Origin of the sequence: Celeribacter marinus, from assembly GCF_965656515.1 — a bacterium.
In the GTDB taxonomy this organism is placed as follows: domain Bacteria; phylum Pseudomonadota; class Alphaproteobacteria; order Rhodobacterales; family Rhodobacteraceae; genus Celeribacter; species Celeribacter marinus_D.
Genome location: NZ_CBFHKW010000022.1, coordinates 1 through 13,363 on the forward strand (window position 1 = coordinate 1; position 13,363 = coordinate 13,363).

The following is a 13,363-nucleotide window of genomic DNA, read 5'->3' on the forward strand; positions in this document are numbered from 1 at the left end:
GATGTGATTCAAACGGTGGATCGTCCCAAGCTCGCCAAAACCATTGCACGTCTGGCGGTTGAGTTGGGTCACTGTCCCCGTCTGTTCGTTCAGGTGAACACAGGCGAGGAGGTGCAAAAGGCCGGAATTTTGCCGCGCGATGCGGATGCCTTTATCATTGAGTGTCGCGAGATGGGGTTGGCGGTTGAGGGGCTGATGTGCATTCCGCCCGCCGATGAAGATCCCGCCCCTCACTTTGATATGCTGCGCGAGATTGCCGCGCGCAATGGCATCGCGGGTCTATCCATGGGCATGTCGGGTGATTTCGAGGTGGCGATTGCGCACGGGGCCACGCATGTGCGGGTCGGCTCCGCCATTTTTGGAGATCGCGATTACGGGTGATCTGATTTAGCGGATGATAAGACGGGTGCGCGGTGTGATGTGATCCACAATCCACGCAAGGTGATCGGCACGAAAGGCCACGCATCCTTCGGTCGGGTGGCGCGGTTTGCGCCAACGGTGCACGAAAATCGCGGATCCGTAGTGTGGTTTGGCATCGGGCCAGTTCCAGTCCGTGATCAAAAACAGATCATAAAGGGGGTCGGCGCGGCGTAGCTTTTCATGGCGCGCAGGATGCGGAAATTTTACTGCCCTATTATAGAGTGTGTTTTCGGGATCATCGCACCACAGATCGCGCGGGGTAATCGGTGTCGCCCCTGTGATGCGGACACGATCGGGCCGCGCCCACAGTTGCGGTAATGTGTGAACTCCGCGTGGTGTCGCCCCGTCCCCTTCGCGTTTGTGGTCCGTAATGCCGCCCTTGCCGATGGAGCAAGGAAAGCGGCGTCCGAGAAATCGCGCCCCCCACTTTGTGACGACAATATCGTGTGGTGATAGCGCGGGGGTCACAACAAATGCCCTGATTTCTTGGCTTTGGTCGCCAGATACGCGGTGTTGTGGGTGTTTTTGCCAACTTTGAGCGGGACACGCGCGGTGACATCGATGCCCTGTTCTTGCATGCGTGCAATCTTTGCAGGGTTATTGGTCATCAGGCGCACTGCGCCAAATCCCATCTCTTTGAGGATCGCGGCACCGATCCGAAAATCGCGTTCGTCGTCCTCAAATCCAAGGCGGTGATTGGCCTCGACCGTATCGAACCCTTGGTCTTGGAGGCTGTAGGCGCGCATTTTGTTGGCGTGCCCGATGCCGCGGCCCTCTTGGTTCAGATACAAAAGAACCCCCGCACCCTCTTCGCCCATCTGCGCCAAGGCCGCATGGAGTTGCGGGCCACAGTCGCATTTCAACGAGCCAAACAGATCGCCCGTGAAACACGCCGAGTGAAGGCGCGCCAAAACCGGCTTGCTGCGATCGGGGCGACCTATTTCGACCGCAAAATGCTCCTCGCCGCCATCGTCGGGGCGAAACACGTGAACGCGGCCGGCATTTGACGCCGCAAGTGGCACGCGCGCATGGATCACATCATTGAGCGGGGCAAGATCGGCCATATGAGGCATGGCGCGATCAATCGGCAACGCCGTTAGGCCATGAGCGGTGGCAATGTCGGTCGCGTTCTCGACCAACACAACAACAGCTGCAGGCAATAGGCGCGCTGATTTAGCCAATGCAATAGCGGCACGGTGGACCGCGGTGTCGCCATCGCGCAGGGTCACAAACGGCCCTTTCATAGGGTGGGTGAGGTCATCAGCAGGGTTTGCGACCGCTTCAACCCAAAGCGTGGTCGCCGCAGTCGGCAGCTTGATCCGCGCAACATCGCCATCATAGGCGTGCGCATTGAGCGTGGCGGCGCGGCGCGATGTGATGGCCAAAACCGCATCACCTAAGGCGCTCATGTCCGCGAGACGTTCAGGTGATAGGCCTTCGGCGGCGATGACAAGAGCGTCACCATGCAGACTACGCAATACCACAGGGACGCCCATGCGCAGGTCGGCGCGGGCGCGCGCGATGAGTTCCGGTAGGCTAGGCGCGAGGCTCATGGAGTTGCTTTCGATGACAGGTCAGGCCCCTGATGTAGCGATTTTTGTCCGATTGTGAAACATTTAGCGTCTCTTTCACACGCTTGCGTGAGGGAGTGTCGCAAATCTTGTCGAACGCGTGATCGCGCATCACATCTATTCCAGACAAAGAAATTGGAAGGAGGCTCAACCATGGCCACTCTTAAACGCATTCTCCTCGTAGATGACGACGACGATCTGCGCGAGGCTCTCAGTGAACAGCTCGTTATGACCGAAGATTTTGACGTGTTCGAGGCGGGTGACGGCGCGGGCGGCATGGAGCGGATCAAGGAAGGTCACTATGATCTCGTGATCCTTGACGTCGGCCTGCCCGACACGGACGGGCGCGAGTTGTGCAAACGGATGCGCAAGTCGGGCGTGAAATCCCCGATCCTTATGCTCACGGGTCAAGATAGCGATGCCGATACAATTCTTGGTCTCGATGCGGGTGCCAATGACTATGTGTCCAAGCCATTCAAGTTTCCGGTGCTGTTGGCGCGTATCCGCGCACAGCTGCGCACGCATGAACAATCTGAATCGGCTGTGTTCCAACTTGGGCCATATACCTTCCAACCTGCGCAAAAGATGCTGATTACCGAGGACGAAAAGAAAATTCGCCTCACCGAGAAAGAGACGAACATTCTCAAGTTCCTCTACCGCGCAACCGAGGGTGTCGTGGCACGCGATACGTTGCTGCACGAGGTTTGGGGGTACAATGCGGGGGTGACCACGCACACATTGGAAACCCACATCTACCGTCTGCGCCAAAAGATCGAACCGGATCCCTCGAACGCGCGCCTGTTGGTAACGGAATCGGGTGGCTATCGCCTCGTTGCCTGAAATGTAACGTTGGACTGAAAATTGCGGCATGTGGGGGTGTTAGAAACCTCGCATGTCGTTTTTCGTTGTTGAACAGCAAATCGAAAAAGGACGTGCACCTCGTCATATGCGCTTTGCGACACCGCCGTGTTACTCGATCATTTTGCGCAGCTTTCGGGTGGTCCATTGGCGGGCGGCGCGCTAATGTTTGCGCCGACCCAAAAGGAGACGCCCCACATGTCCTTCACCCTCGCCACTTGGAATATCAACTCGGTGCGCCTGCGCGAACCGATCGTGTGTAAGCTTCTCGAAGAGGAAGCGCCCGATGTCTTGTGTTTGCAAGAGTGCAAATCTCCCGTCGACAAAATCCCGATGGAACGGTTTCACGCCCTTGGCTACACGCACATGGTTGCGCGGGGCCAAAAGGGCTATAATGGCGTGGCAATCCTGTCCAAAATCCCGATGATTGAGGCTGGAGCGGAGGATCACGCCAATCTGGGTCATGCGCGCCATATTGCGGGCAAACTGGAAAACGGTGTCACTATTCACAACTTTTATGTGCCTGCGGGTGGGGACAAGCCCGACCGCGAAATCAACGAAAAGTTTGGTCAAAAGCTCGATTACCTCACCGATATGCGCGATGCGTTTCGCGCCGATGCGCCTGAAAAAGCCATTCTTGTGGGCGATTTGAACATCGCCCCGCGTGAGGATGATGTGTGGGATCATAAGAAGCTTTTGAAAATTGTCTCGCACACGCCCGTTGAAATTGAACATTTGGCACAGGTGCAAGACGCGGGAAAATGGGTCGATATCACACGTCAGGATATCCCCGATGGTTTGCTCTATTCGTGGTGGTCGTACCGCGCCAAAGATTGGGACGAGGCCGACAAGGGGCGCCGCCTTGATCATGTTTGGGCCACACCCGACATCTCGGCGTCAGCCCATTCCAGTCGGGTCATGCGTGCTGCGCGTGGCTGGGAACAGCCGTCTGATCATGCGCCGGTCTTTGCGACATTTGATCTCTAATACAGGTCTTTAAATCCCGCGCCTTGGGGCGCATATAAAGCCAAACAGATATTTAGCGGAGACGAGACAATGGATTTCGGGCAAGCAACCCCCGCGCCGAGCGGCGCAAACATATATGATGTGTCTGAGGCCGACTTTATGGCCAAGGTCATCGATGCCTCACAAGAGACACCGGTGATCGTTGATTTTTGGGCGCCTTGGTGCGGTCCGTGTAAGACACTTGGCCCCGCTTTGGAGGCGGCTGTGACGGCGGCGGGCGGCAAGGTCAAAATGGCCAAAATCAACGTCGATGAGAACCAAGGCATCGCAGGCCAGATGCGTGTGCAGTCTATTCCAACCGTTTTTGCCTTTTACCAAGGCAAGCCTGTTGATGGCTTTCAAGGTGCCCTGCCAAAATCCGAAATCGATGCCTTTGTGACGAAAATCGCAGATTTGAACGAAGAGGACGGCGGTCTGGCCGATGCAATCGAGGCAGCCGAGGCGATGCTGGCCGAGGGCGAATTGGACGATGCTCTTGAGACATTTACCGCGATTCTCGAAGAGGATCCAAACGCCGTGGCCGCGTTTGCGGGACTGGCAAAATGTCATGTGGCCAAGGGAGACTTGGATGCCGCCGAGGCCGTGCTCAACGGTGCGCCCGCCGACGTCGCAACAAGTGCCGCAATTGAGACCGTTCAGGCGCAAATTGCCCTTGCCCGCGAAGCCGAGAACGCTGGACCCGTTGATGAATTGCGCGCCAAAGTTGCCGCTGATCCGGCGGACATGGCCGCCAAGTTGGAACTGGCAACGGCCTTGCACGGAACGGGCGATGTTGCCGGTGCGGTTGATGTGTTGCTCGACGCTGTGCGCGCGGATCGCGATTGGAATGAGGCGGCTGCCAAGACGCAGTTGTTCAAGATTTTTGATGCTCTCGCTCCGAATGACAAAGTGGCGCTAGATGGGCGGCGTAAATTATCATCGATCCTGTTTGCCTAGTGGCTGCGCAGCGCTAGTTATGTCGGTATGATAAAAGTGTCCGACCTTCCACAGGTAATCCCTGTCTTCGCGTTGCCCGGGGCGCTGTTGCTGCCACGGGCGCGCCTTCCGCTCCATATTTTTGAGCCGCGCTATTTGCAGATGATCGAAGACTGCATGAAGACGCCTGAGCGCCTCATCGGGATGGTTCAACCTATTGGTGCGACACGCCTGAGCGCGATTGGGTGCGCAGGTCGATTGACGGCATTTTCGGAAACCGAAGACGGCCGATATATGATCACGCTCTCAGGTATTTCGCGCTTTCGTGTGGGCGAGGATGTGACGGGCACATCGCCCTATCTCAAGTTTACAGCCAACTGGGATAGTTTTGCCGCCGATCGAGGCCGCGCTGAGCAAGACGCGAGTTTGGATCGCGATCGCTTTATGGCGTTGTTGTCGCGGTATTTCGCGAGTGAAGGCCTTAATACCGATTGGGATGATTTGGGTGAGGCGGACGACGAGATGTTGATCAATTCCTTGTCGATGCTCTGCCCCTTTGAGCCCGAGGATAAACAAGCGCTGTTGGAGGCTCCGTCCTTATCTACCCGCCGTGAAACCCTTGTCACACTGATGGAGTTCGCTCTACATGGCGGAACAAATGAGGAGATCATGTGATGGACGCCGAGCAATCAACCCACTTTGACCGCCGTATGTTGGAGGCGCTGGTGTGCCCCGAGACACATACTGTGCTGAGCTACGATGCCGAGCGTCACGAATTGGTGTCCAAGGCGGCGGGCCTCGCGTTTCCGATCCGCAATGGCATACCGATCATGCTCATCTCCGAGGCGCGCAGCCTCGACGATTAAGACATCGCTAGAGGGCAATCCCGCGCATCAGCTTTGGAAGGTCGCCGTTGACGCCCGCAGCCTCACGGATGGCTTCGCGCCGCACGTTAGGCAATGCATTGACGGCCCCCATCCCAAGATCACGCACAAGACGTAGCATGGGGTTGTCGTTCGAAAACAGCTTGTTAAACGTGTCAGTCATCAATGCCATCGTCGCGATGTCAAAGCGGCGCCATTGGCTATAGCGGGCCAAAACGTCTTCGCGTCCGATATCTTCGCCACGCCTGTGCGCCTCAATCAAAACTTCTGTAAGGGCACCGACATCCTTTAGTCCTGCGTTTAAACCTTGGCCTGCGATGGGGTGCATGCCGTGAGCCGCGTCCCCGACCAGTGCGACGCGTGGCGCGTAGAATGCGTTCGCAAGCGTGATGTTGAGCGGGTAGGTGAACCGCCCCCCTGCCAACGAAATCTCACCAAGAAAATCGCCAAAGCGGGGCTTGAGAACCGCGAGATAGTCCTCATCGTTCAGGGCTTGGATTTGATGCGCCACCTTGTCGCTTTCCGTCCAAACGATCGAGCTTTGGTTGTTGGGTAGGGGCAATATAGCCAGCGGACCGGACGGTAAGAAATACTGATGCGCGCAACCGCCGTGGGGCTTTTCATGTTGAACGGCGCAAACGAGCGCGGTTTGCTTGTAGCCCCATCCGGTCCGTTTGATCCCTGCGCGCGCTGCGGTTCCGGAGCCGCGCCCATCACATCCTACGATCAATTTTCCGACACAGGTGGAGCCGTCAGATAGAGTAAGCTGCGCGCCGTTTGGCAATATATCTTGGCCTGACACCGTACATTCGACTTGGGTGATGTTCGGGTGATCGTTCAACGCGTCCAAGAATACGCGGCGCAAATACCTGTCTTCGATCATAAACCCTACGGGGCCATCATCGATTTCGGCATGATCGAACTCTAACATAAAGGGGGCAGGGGCCTCACCCGGTTTTCCATCCGTCACTTTGACGTCCAAAATAGGCTGCGCCTTCGGTGCGACCGCATCCCATAGTTTGATCGCTTTGAGTAACTTTTGTGAGCCGAGCGATAGCGCGTAGCCGCGTCCGTCAAAATCCGACGATAGCCGCGCACTTATAGGCAGCGCATCAATGATGGTCACGGACAGGCCCGCATTGGCGGCCGCCAGTGCTAAAGCGGGACCATTAAGCCCGCCGCCTACGATAAGCAGATCGGATGTTTGTGTCATGACCGTCAATATGACGCGCGACACGGGATTGTCCATGCGCCTTTGCGTCGCTAGCCTAGGGAAAACGACATCGTAGATATCAAGGACGAACCATGGCCAATGACCACGAGATGAGCATGTGTGATCTGGGCCGCGCAATTGACGCGGGGCGGATTGATCCTGTTGATTTAACAGCGCATTTTCTGGAACGGGCAAAGACACACCGACTATCGGGTCGTATCTATGCACGGATGATGGACGATCGCGCAATGGCAGAGGCCGAGGCGGCAGCCTACCGCGCCAAAAATGGTATTCGGCGCGGCCTATTGGACGGTGTTCCGGTGTCATGGAAAGATTTGTTTGATACGGCGGGGGTCGCGAGCGAAGCAGGGTCAGCCTTGCTTAAAGATCGTAGTCCCACCGCAGACGCCGAGGTGCTCAAGCGCGCAAGTGCCAGTGGTCTTGTCGCTTTGGGAAAAACCCATATGAGCGAATTGGCGTTCTCTGGTCTTGGTCTCAACCCTGTGACGGCGACCCCGCCATGCGTGAACAACGAGAATGCGGTGTCGGGCGGATCGTCGTCGGGGGCGGCCACATCGGTGGCTTACGGCTTGGCGGCTGGCGCGATTGGGTCGGACACGGGCGGATCGGTCCGTATTCCCGCCGCGTGGAACGATCTTGTCGGGTTTAAAACCACATCTGGACGTCTTCCGCTTGACGGTGTTGTGCCACTTGTTGCGTCGTTTGATACCGTTGGGCCCATTTGCAAAACTGTCGAAGATGCGGCTGAACTCTTTGCTGTTCTCGACGGGTCGCCCGCCCCCGATTTACGGGGTGCATCCCTTGCAGGCACGCGGTTTTTGATCCTTGATAGTGTCGTGTTTGAGGGGATCCGAGCCGAGCCTCTGAACGGATTTGAGCGCGCTGTCGAGGTGCTGAAATCTGCGGGGGCGCAGGTTGAGCGCGCATCGCTCCCCTGCGTGGAAGAGGCAATGGCGCTGTCTGCGATCTTGTTTAACACCGAAGCCTACGCAGAGTGGCGCGATGTCATAGAGGCCGCACCGGATTTGATGTTCCCCCCTATCCTCGATCGGTTTCGGGCGGGACGCGATTTTGGCGGGTGCGATTATGTTGCTGCGTGGAAAAAGCTGCATCGGTTACGTGCGGACTACATCGCCCAAACGGCGGGGTTTGATGCTGTCATTCTTCCGACTGCGCCGATCCTTGCGCCCGATATCGCGCGCCTTCTGGAGGATGACGATTATTACGTGTCCGAAAACCTCTTGGCGCTGCGCAATACACGGGTGGGAAATCTGATGGGACTGCCGGCCTTGACGCTTCCAACGGGAATTCCGTCCACGGGACTATCCGTGCAAACCCCGCCAAACACCGAGGCGAAATTGTTGCGTTTGGGCCGCGCCATTGAGGCGGCCTTGGCCTAAAAGTCACATATTAGGCCAAACAGGACGTAAAACGCGTCTGTTTTTGTGGACCGATGCCGCGTGGGTCGCTATCTTAACCACAATGAACCGGGCGAGAATGATCCGGAAAACGAGGCAGTAGCAGTATCATGACGTTCCCTGAGCGGTTTTCAAACCTGCCAGAATATGCGTTTCCGCGGTTGCGGAGCCTTCTCGACGCGCATGCGGCGGGCGGCGATATAATGCATATGACTATTGGCGAACCCCGCCACGCCATGCCCGATTTCGTGGCGGACGTGATGGCGGAGCATGTCTGCGACTTTGCCAAATACCCCGCCAATGAGGGCACCGAGGGACTACGAGCCTCAATTGCCGCATGGATTTTGCGCCGTTTTGGCGTCACTGTCGATCCCGCAACAGATGTCATGGCGCTCAACGGCACCCGTGAGGGTCTGATGAACGCTTGCATCGCGTTGTGCCCCGAGACCAAGAACGGCAAGCGGCCGGTGGTTTTGACCCCCAACCCGTTTTACCAAGTGTACGCGGTGGCCGCCGTCACTATCGGCGCCGAACCTGTGTTTGTACCTGCTACGCGCGAGACGGGGTTTTTGCCCGATTACGCCAGCCTGCCTGCTGAAATTCTGGACCGTACTGCGATCGCCTACATCTGTAGCCCGTCCAATCCACAAGGGGCCGTGGCGTCCCGCGACTATTTGCGTGACCTGATCGCTCTGGCCGAAAAGCACGATTTCAAAGTGTTCGCGGATGAATGTTATTCTGAAATCTATCGTGGCGAAAAGCCCGTTGGCGCCTTGCAAGTTGCACGCGAAATGGGGGCTGATCCCGAACGCGTGGTGATCTTTCATTCGCTGTCAAAACGCTCCAATTTGCCGGGTTTGCGCTCTGGCTTTGTGGCGTCTGGGCCAAAGAATATTCACCACATCAAACAACTGCGCGCCTATTCCGGTGCTCCGCTCCCGCTTCCAATTCAGGCGGTGTCCGAACGTGTTTGGGCCGATGAGGCACATGTCGAGGCGTCTCGCGCGCTCTACGTCGAGAAATTTGAAATTGCGGACGCCGTGTTTGACGGCATCGACGGATGCGCCGCGCCGCAAGCGGGATTTTTTCTATGGTTGCCTGTCGCCAATGGCGAAGAGGCGGCCATCAAACTGTGGACGCAAACAGGCATTCGCGTCCTTCCGGGCGCGTATCTGTCGCGCGATGTGGATGGGGAAAACCCCGGCGAAGGCTATATTCGGGTCGCATTAGTGGCTCCAAAAAAAGAAACACAGCGCGGGCTTATCGGGCTTCGTGACTGTTTGTACGGGTAAGAAAGAGGCAAACATGGCATCGTATCAGGCACGCGGGAGAGACCCTCTTTTTGATCGTAACACACAGGCTGTTTTGGAGCGGCGTGGCAAGGAGTTGATTGGTATCCTCCTATTGGGTGTTGGCGTATTGTTGGCTCTCATGCTTGGCTCCTACGTTGCCGAAGACCCCTCGTGGATTTCTGTCACCGAAGCTCCAGTTCAAAACATGTTGGGGCGGTTTGGGGCCACATTGGCGTCTCCGCTTATGATCATTGTCGGCTATGCGGCGTGGGGCCTGCCGTTGGTGTTTGGCGCGTGGGGTCTGCGGTTTATCCTGCACCGCGGGGCCGAGCGTAGCTTGTCGCGTTCTGTTTTTGCGCCGATTGCGATCGCCGTTGCATCCGTTTTTGCATCCTCATACGGCACACAAGCACAGGGGTTTGGCGGGCTATTCGGAGACACCGCCTTGGGTGCGCTTGTCGGTCTGTTGCCAATGGGAACGGCAGTCGCACTTAAAGTGATGACCTTCGTGAGCTTCGCGGCCACAGGTGCGGTGATGTTGTTCGTTTTGGGATTTACCCGTCCCGAATTGTCGGCTGCGCTACGCTTTCTCGTTTTGGGTGTGATCTCTCTTTACGCCGTTGTGTTGCACCTGTTGGGGCGCACGGCAAAGGGCTCCGTCTCTGTGACACAGCGAATGGCAACTCATGCGGTGGAACGTCGTGAGACTCGTCGGGTTGCGGCCGCCGAGGCGGCTGATTTGAATGCCGCGATACAGGCGCAATACGCTCAAACACCCGTGACTGCGGCGCCACGTGTTGTGCGGGCTGATGCGCATATGAGCGCTGTGGATGCGGCCACATATCCCGCTCCCAATCCAGCAAAACCATCGCTTTTGGGCGGCTTTCTCAAACGCACGCCAGAGCCAGTTTACGACCTTGAACCGGAGTTGATCGAGCCCGGTCTTGCCCCTGAGCCGCCCGTGACGCATGGCAATAATCAACGAATTTCGGCAAAGATTTCGACAATTATCAGCTCGCGCGCCCGTGCAGGATCGCGTGATTTGCCCGAGCAGCCTGAGCGCGTGGAACCTCCTTTGAGCGCCGCGCAAAAGGCCGCGGCACGCTACAAAAAAGGCCCCGCGCCGATGATCCTCGCAGACATGGAGCAGGCCAACGCCGCTAGCGCGGCCTATGCCCCACTGGGCGATGAGGCCCAACGAGGCTACGCTGCCCCTACCGATTACGCCGATCCGTATGATGACGGGTACGCCGATCCATATGCGCAAGCAGACGAAGAGCCTATTATTGAGCCGCTTGATGTGCCTGATTACATCGCGCCACAGGCGCAACGCTTTACCCCTTCGCCTGCTATTCCAGAGGCGAAAAAGGTTGTGCAGCATCCCGTGCGCAAACCTGTGACTCCGTCAAAACGGGCGCAGGCAGAGACGCAACCGACCCTCAAATTCGACCCTAAAGAGGCGCAATACGAAGTCCCGCCACTGTCGCTCTTGGAGAACCCGATCCATATCGAGCGGCACACGCTTTCGGATGAATCCCTCGAAGAGAACGCACGTATGCTTGAAAGCGTACTTGATGATTACGGGGTCAAAGGCGAGATTGTATCGGTCCGCCCCGGCCCCGTTGTGACCATGTACGAACTCGAACCCGCACCGGGCCTCAAGGCGTCGCGGGTCATCGGTTTGGCCGACGACATTGCGCGCTCGATGTCGGCGCTCTCTGCGCGTGTGTCCACTGTTCCGGGCCGCTCGGTCATCGGGATCGAATTACCAAACGAGCACCGCGAAACCGTGTCGTTCCGCGAAATTTTGTCGACCCGCGAATTTGGGGATGGCAATCAAAAGCTACCACTTGCCTTGGGCAAAGATATCGGCGGCGACCCTGTTGTGGCGAACCTTGCCAAGATGCCTCACCTGTTGATCGCGGGGACCACCGGTTCGGGGAAATCCGTAGCCATCAACACCATGATCCTGTCGCTCCTGTACAAGCTGACGCCCGAGGAATGTCGCCTGATCATGATCGATCCCAAGATGTTGGAGCTGTCCGTGTATGACGGCATCCCACACCTGTTGTCGCCCGTTGTGACCGACCCGAAAAAGGCCGTGGTCGCTCTGAAATGGGCTGTGGCGGAGATGGAGGATCGCTACCGCAAGATGTCCAAAATGGGTGTGCGCAACATCGACGGCTACAACGGCCGCGTCAAAGATGCGCTTGGCAAAGGCGAGCTGTTTTCGCGCACTGTTCAGACCGGCTTTGACGATGATACGGGCGATCCCATTTTCGAAACCGAAGAGTTTCAGCCCGAAACACTTCCCTATATCGTCGTGATCGTCGACGAGATGGCCGACCTGATGATGGTCGCAGGCAAAGAGATCGAGGCCTGTATCCAACGTCTCGCACAGATGGCGCGTGCCTCGGGTATCCACCTGATCATGGCGACACAACGCCCGTCTGTGGACGTGATCACCGGCACGATCAAGGCCAACTTCCCAACGCGTATCTCGTTCCAAGTGACGTCTAAAATTGATAGCCGGACGATCTTGGGCGAGCAGGGTGCTGAGCAGCTTTTGGGCATGGGTGACATGCTCTACATGGGCGGCGGCGGTCGGATCATGCGCTGCCACGCGCCGTTCGTGTCGGACGAAGAGGTTGAGAAAATCGTGTCCTACCTCAAGGCCTACGGTCCCCCTGATTATGTTGGTGGCGTGGTTGAGGGCCCTGCGGGTGACAAGGAAAGCGACATCGACGCCGTCTTGGGCCTGACCGGTGGCAACTCCGATAGCGAGGATGCGCTTTATGACACCGCCGTGGCGATTGTGATCAAAGACCGCAAGTGCTCGACCTCCTACATTCAGCGCAAGCTGTCGATTGGCTACAACAAGGCCGCGCGATTGGTCGAACAGATGGAGGACGAGGGCGTTGTCTCCTCGGCCAACCACGTGGGCAAACGCGAAATTTTGGTCCCTGAAAGCCAGATGCCGATCTAAAACTCTGAAACATGAAATCACGCGGAATTATGCCCGCGTGATTTCTTTTTGGGTGAAAGCCCGCGGTAGGATGCCTATATCTAATCCATGATCTTTACTCGTATCGCCTTGGCGCCCGCCCTTTGTTTATTTGCGCTTGTCGCACCCGCTGCGGCAGAAAAACTGTCGCTCGCCCAGTTGTCCCAATATCTCAACACACTTGGCACGGTCAGCGCCGATTTCGTCCAAACCAATGATGATGGCTCAAAGTCCAACGGTGTTTTGACGATAAAACGACCGGGCCGGATGCGCTTGGAGTACGCGGCGTCCAATGATCTGGTGCTCACCGCCGGTGGGCAAGTGGCTGTGTTTGACGCCGGATCTAATGAGCCACCGATGCGGTTTCCCCTCTCAAAAACGCCGCTCAACGTCATTCTTAAAAATAACGTGAATTTGGATCAGGCGCGGATGGTTGTCTCTCACACCGAGGAAAATGGCGATACAGTGGTGCGTGCCCAAGATCCGTCACACCCCGAATACGGCTCAATCGATCTTATTTTTAGTGACACACCCATTCTCAAAGCGTGGATTGTGCATGATGATACAGGCGGATCGACGACCATACGTCTGACCAAAATGCGCCTTGGGGGCGCTGTGTCGGATGCAAAATTCAACATCGGCGCCGAGGCTAATCGGCGCGGCACGCCGTTGGAGTGACGCCGACCGATCAGACCGGTTTAGAGACAAAAAGGGCGGCCACATTGGGCCGCCCTTTGCTAT

Annotated in this window: 13 protein-coding genes; 10 read left to right on the top strand and 3 right to left on the bottom strand. The window is 57.1% G+C overall.

Translation table 11 applies throughout. The features are described from left to right. The coding region (locus tag ACTG34_RS06835) for an alanine racemase (RefSeq protein WP_439104225.1) at positions 1-381 on the top strand (381 nt) is incomplete at its 5' end. Positions 382-387: 6 nt separating this feature from the next. On the opposite strand, the gene ACTG34_RS06840 is transcribed toward ACTG34_RS06835, so the two are convergent. Further along, the gene (locus ACTG34_RS06840; protein ID WP_439104226.1) at positions 388-888 is read right to left on the bottom strand and encodes a L,D-transpeptidase family protein; all 501 of its coding nucleotides are present in this window, start codon (positions 886-888) and stop codon (positions 388-390) included. Beyond that, entirely contained in the window at positions 885-1,973 is a 1,089-nt protein-coding gene (gene ribA / locus ACTG34_RS06845; protein ID WP_439104227.1) for a GTP cyclohydrolase II, read from the bottom strand. Before ribA ends, ACTG34_RS06840 begins: the two co-directional genes overlap by 4 nt. Before the next feature lie 171 nt (positions 1,974-2,144). On the opposite strand from ribA, the gene ACTG34_RS06850 reads away from it, so the two are divergent. From ACTG34_RS06850 to ACTG34_RS06870, 5 genes are all read left to right on the top strand, one after another. Continuing rightward, entirely contained in the window at positions 2,145-2,831 is a 687-nt protein-coding gene (locus ACTG34_RS06850) for a response regulator transcription factor (RefSeq protein WP_342843966.1), read from the top strand. 216 nt (positions 2,832-3,047) lie between these two features. Further along, entirely contained in the window at positions 3,048-3,836 is a 789-nt protein-coding gene (locus ACTG34_RS06855; protein ID WP_062221135.1) for an exodeoxyribonuclease III, read from the top strand. A 69-nt stretch (positions 3,837-3,905) separates the two neighbouring features. Further along, complete coding sequence (gene trxA, locus ACTG34_RS06860) at positions 3,906-4,811, top strand: thioredoxin (protein WP_439104228.1); 906 nt, start codon at positions 3,906-3,908, stop codon at positions 4,809-4,811. Between the two features lie 27 nt (positions 4,812-4,838). Continuing rightward, complete coding sequence (locus ACTG34_RS06865; protein ID WP_439104229.1) at positions 4,839-5,465, top strand: LON peptidase substrate-binding domain-containing protein; 627 nt, start codon at positions 4,839-4,841, stop codon at positions 5,463-5,465. Beyond that, on the top strand, positions 5,465-5,656 hold the full coding sequence (locus tag ACTG34_RS06870) for a Trm112 family protein (RefSeq protein WP_439104230.1): 192 nt from the start codon (positions 5,465-5,467) through the stop codon (positions 5,654-5,656). Before ACTG34_RS06865 ends, ACTG34_RS06870 begins: the two co-directional genes overlap by 1 nt. A 7-nt stretch (positions 5,657-5,663) precedes the next feature. Here the strand turns inward: ACTG34_RS06870 and ACTG34_RS06875 are convergent, their stop codons facing one another. Beyond that, positions 5,664-6,887, bottom strand: coding sequence for an FAD-dependent monooxygenase (locus ACTG34_RS06875; RefSeq protein WP_439104264.1), 1,224 nt, complete (start codon positions 6,885-6,887; stop codon positions 5,664-5,666). A gap of 92 nt (positions 6,888-6,979) precedes the next feature. On the opposite strand from ACTG34_RS06875, the gene ACTG34_RS06880 reads away from it, so the two are divergent. From ACTG34_RS06880 to ACTG34_RS06895, 4 genes are all read left to right on the top strand, one after another. Further along, a complete protein-coding gene (locus tag ACTG34_RS06880; protein WP_439104231.1) occupies positions 6,980-8,308 on the top strand; it encodes an amidase in 1,329 nt (442 codons plus the stop codon). A gap of 128 nt (positions 8,309-8,436) precedes the next feature. Then, positions 8,437-9,618: an aminotransferase class I/II-fold pyridoxal phosphate-dependent enzyme gene (locus tag ACTG34_RS06885; protein ID WP_439104232.1), complete on the top strand. Its 1,182-nt coding sequence runs from the start codon at positions 8,437-8,439 to the stop codon at positions 9,616-9,618. Between the two features lie 13 nt (positions 9,619-9,631). After that, positions 9,632-12,604 carry a DNA translocase FtsK 4TM domain-containing protein gene (locus ACTG34_RS06890; RefSeq protein ID WP_439104233.1) on the top strand — a complete coding sequence of 991 codons (2,973 nt, stop codon included), beginning with the start codon at positions 9,632-9,634 and terminating at the stop codon, positions 12,602-12,604. A gap of 87 nt (positions 12,605-12,691) precedes the next feature. Further along, positions 12,692-13,300 carry a LolA family protein gene (locus tag ACTG34_RS06895; RefSeq protein ID WP_439104234.1) on the top strand — a complete coding sequence of 203 codons (609 nt, stop codon included), beginning with the start codon at positions 12,692-12,694 and terminating at the stop codon, positions 13,298-13,300. Positions 13,301-13,363 lie beyond the last annotated feature (63 nt).